Origin of the sequence: Protofrankia sp. Cr1 (assembly GCF_963555865.1) — a bacterium.
Taxonomy (GTDB): domain Bacteria; phylum Actinomycetota; class Actinomycetes; order Frankiales; family Frankiaceae; genus Protofrankia.
This window is the reverse complement of the sequence record NZ_CAUVXO010000694.1, coordinates 1-2529: the sequence shown is the minus strand read 5'-3', so window position 1 is coordinate 2529 and position 2529 is coordinate 1. Positions and strand designations below refer to the sequence as shown.

The 2529-nt window shown below is 65.9% G+C and carries 2 protein-coding genes, 1 tRNA gene and 2 pseudogenes; 1 reads left to right on the top strand and 4 read right to left on the bottom strand.

Annotated features, from left to right (window positions below; translation table 11 throughout):
• Positions 1 to 129 precede the first annotated feature (129 nt).
• Positions 130 to 226 (top strand) — tRNA-Ser (locus U9980_RS28140).
• A 747-nt stretch (positions 227 to 973) separates the two neighbouring features.
• Here the strand turns inward: U9980_RS28140 and U9980_RS28135 are convergent.
• From U9980_RS28135 to U9980_RS28120, 4 genes and pseudogenes are all read right to left on the bottom strand, one after another.
• A pseudogene (locus tag U9980_RS28135) lies at positions 974 to 1190 on the bottom strand (IS6 family transposase); the annotation flags it as partial.
• An 84-nt stretch (positions 1191 to 1274) separates the two neighbouring features.
• A pseudogene (locus tag U9980_RS28130) lies at positions 1275 to 1412 on the bottom strand (IS6 family transposase); the annotation flags it as partial.
• Between the two features lie 155 nt (positions 1413 to 1567).
• On the bottom strand, positions 1568 to 2221 hold the full coding sequence (locus U9980_RS28125; RefSeq protein WP_322770693.1) for a response regulator transcription factor: 654 nt from the start codon (positions 2219 to 2221) through the stop codon (positions 1568 to 1570).
• Positions 2214 to 2529: sensor histidine kinase (locus U9980_RS28120; RefSeq protein WP_322770692.1), on the bottom strand; the 316-nt coding region annotated here is incomplete at its 5' end. The genes U9980_RS28125 and U9980_RS28120, both read right to left, overlap by 8 nt.

Below are 2529 nucleotides of genomic sequence, written 5' to 3'. Positions count from 1 at the left end.
ATCGACGGAGGCGTGACTGCCTGTTCGGTGCGCCCCGGCCCGACGATGTGTGCTCATTGTGTGTACGGACGTCGCGGCACGATGCGGCACTCCGGAACCCTAGATGACAGCGAAATCGGCCGTCACGTGGACGAATGGGCATCGGGTGGCCCGCGCGAACATGGAGAAACACCCCAGTGGCCGACTTGTAATCGGGCGGTTAGGGGTTCGAGTCCCCTCGTCGTCTCGATCAACATCCCGCTGACCTGCGGGTTTGTGATGTTGATCTAATCTTTTTGCAGCCATGATCGCGAATGTGCGCTCATTGTGTGCTCATTTCGCACGATCATGTCATAGGCCATGATCGTTTTGGGCGAGACCGGTCTCAGTTTGCCTCGTTCCCCGCCACCGCAGTCTGTGACAGATTGTAATCATTGCTGGTTGTGCCAGGTCGCGCTGCGACGTCCCTCTTCGTTGGGATCGCCGCCGCGAGATCGATGTGGCGGCTCCGGCCGTTTGGGGGATGTCGCGGACGTGTCCGGGGCGCGGAGTCCGGCGACACCTGGCGGCGGCCCGCCGCGGAGAGGCCTGCAGTCAATCCGACACGGCGGCGCCTGTGCGCCTCCGTGCGATCGCCGGAGGTCGCGACCCGTCCTTAGGGTTGGACCTGACGCCCGGCTGCCCGACCGCCAGGGTGTTCAGCTCTGCGTCGAGGTCTGTCTCGTGGCGTCCTGGTTCGCTGTGGGCCTGGTTGGGGCGGCGGGTGCCCGCGCTACCCCGGGGGACGCTGGGCACGGTTTGGGGTGCCCGGCGGGCGGTTCGCCGTGTCGGGCCGATAGGTGGACCGATCCGATCGGGACGGCGAGGGGCCGACTGTGTGCGACCGTGGCGGGTCCGGTCCATATCTCGGCGCCGCCTCGTCGTTTGTCCCGCAGGTAGATCGCGGTTGCCTTCCCGGAAGGGGTAGAACGGCGCGTGTGCTCGAACAGGTCGGCCGCGCGACCAGCAGCGGCGTGAACCGCTGCACCCACCTGAACACGGTAACGTGATCAACGTCGATGCCACGTTCGGCCAGAAGTTCTTCGACATCCCGGTACGACAGCGCGAAACCGCAGGTACCAACGCACAGCCAAAACGATCACCTCCGGTGGGAACCGGAACCCGATGAACTCCGAGACCGGGAGCGGTGGACGAGCGCGGCAGGGAGCCATCATCCGATCAGCCCTTGGCCGCCGACGCGGACCACGGCCCCAGCCCACGCAACAGACCCGGCGGGACGGCTGGGCGGCGTCGATCAGCAACGGCGTGAACCGGCGGACCCAGCGGAACAGCGTGACATGGTCGACGACGATCCCGCGCTCGGCCAGCAACTCCTCGACGTCCCGGTACGACAGGGCGAACCGCAGATACCAGCGCACGCCGAGCACGATCACCTCGGGCGGGAACCGGAACCCAGCAAACTCCGACGCCGGGACCGGCGGACCAGGGCGGCAGCGAGACTCCACTCGATCATGCCTCGACAACCGGGATAGACCACGACATCTGCCGGTGCAACAGCGCCGATCAAGGTCTGAACCGCTCCGCGATGTTAGCCGCTGTCTGGGTGGTATTCGACTAGGCTGTGACGCCAGGCGAGGACTGCGGCTTGGGTGCGGTCGGTTAGGTGAAGCTTGCTGAGAATGTTGTTGACGTGGGTCTTGACGGTGCCCTCACCGATCACGAGTCGTTGGGCGATGAGGGCGTTGCTGAGGCCGTCGGCGATGAGCTGTAGTACTTCGAGTTCCCGGTTGGTGAGTCGCCCCAGCCCGGAGGCCTGTTCTCCTGCGATGCGCGTTGGCTTTAGGATCGCCCCGGTCGCGATGACCGGCTCGCCGCGGGCTGCCTTTCGGATCGCGGCCGCGATTTGCAGGGCGTCTGCGTCCTTGAGGAGGTAGGAGAGGGCTCCTGCCCGCAGCGCGCGCAGGACTTGGCCTTCGGCGGAGAAGGAGGTGAGGACAACGATGGCTGTGTCGGGGCAGCATTGGCGTATCCGGTGGATGGCTTCGAATCCGTCTGTCCCGGGCATCATGAGGTCGACGAGCATGACATCGGGATTGAACCGTTGTGCCTGCGCCACGGTGTCGCTGCCGGTGGCGGCCTCTGCGACGACGTCGATGTCGGGTTGGCTGTTGAGAAAGGCGCGCAGGCCCTGTCGGACAACGGCGTGGTCGTCGGCGATGCAGATGCGGATCTGGTCAGGCATGAGCCGGCTCAGCGCGGTCGGTGGGCAAGATGACCTCGATAATCGTGCCTGGACGGGTGGGGCGGACATCGAAACTGCCGCGGACGCCTTCGGCGCGCTCGCGCATGTTGGTCAGTCCCAGACCGCCGGCGCGGCTTGGGTCGGGTGGCAGGCCGCGCCCGTCGTCGGTGATGAGCAGCGTCAGGCGGTTGTCGTGGGTGGAGAGGCTGATGGTTGCCGTATTGGCGTTGGCGTGGCGGCGGATGTTGGTCAGGGCCTCTTGGATGATCCGGATGAGGGCTTCCTCGACCGGTTGGGACAGGTAGAGG

Excerpts from the sequence above, each read along its gene's own strand:
- U9980_RS28125 (WP_322770693.1), bottom strand. The coding sequence starts at position 2,221 with ATGCCTGACCAGATCCGCATCTGCATCGCCGACGACCACGCCGTTGTC.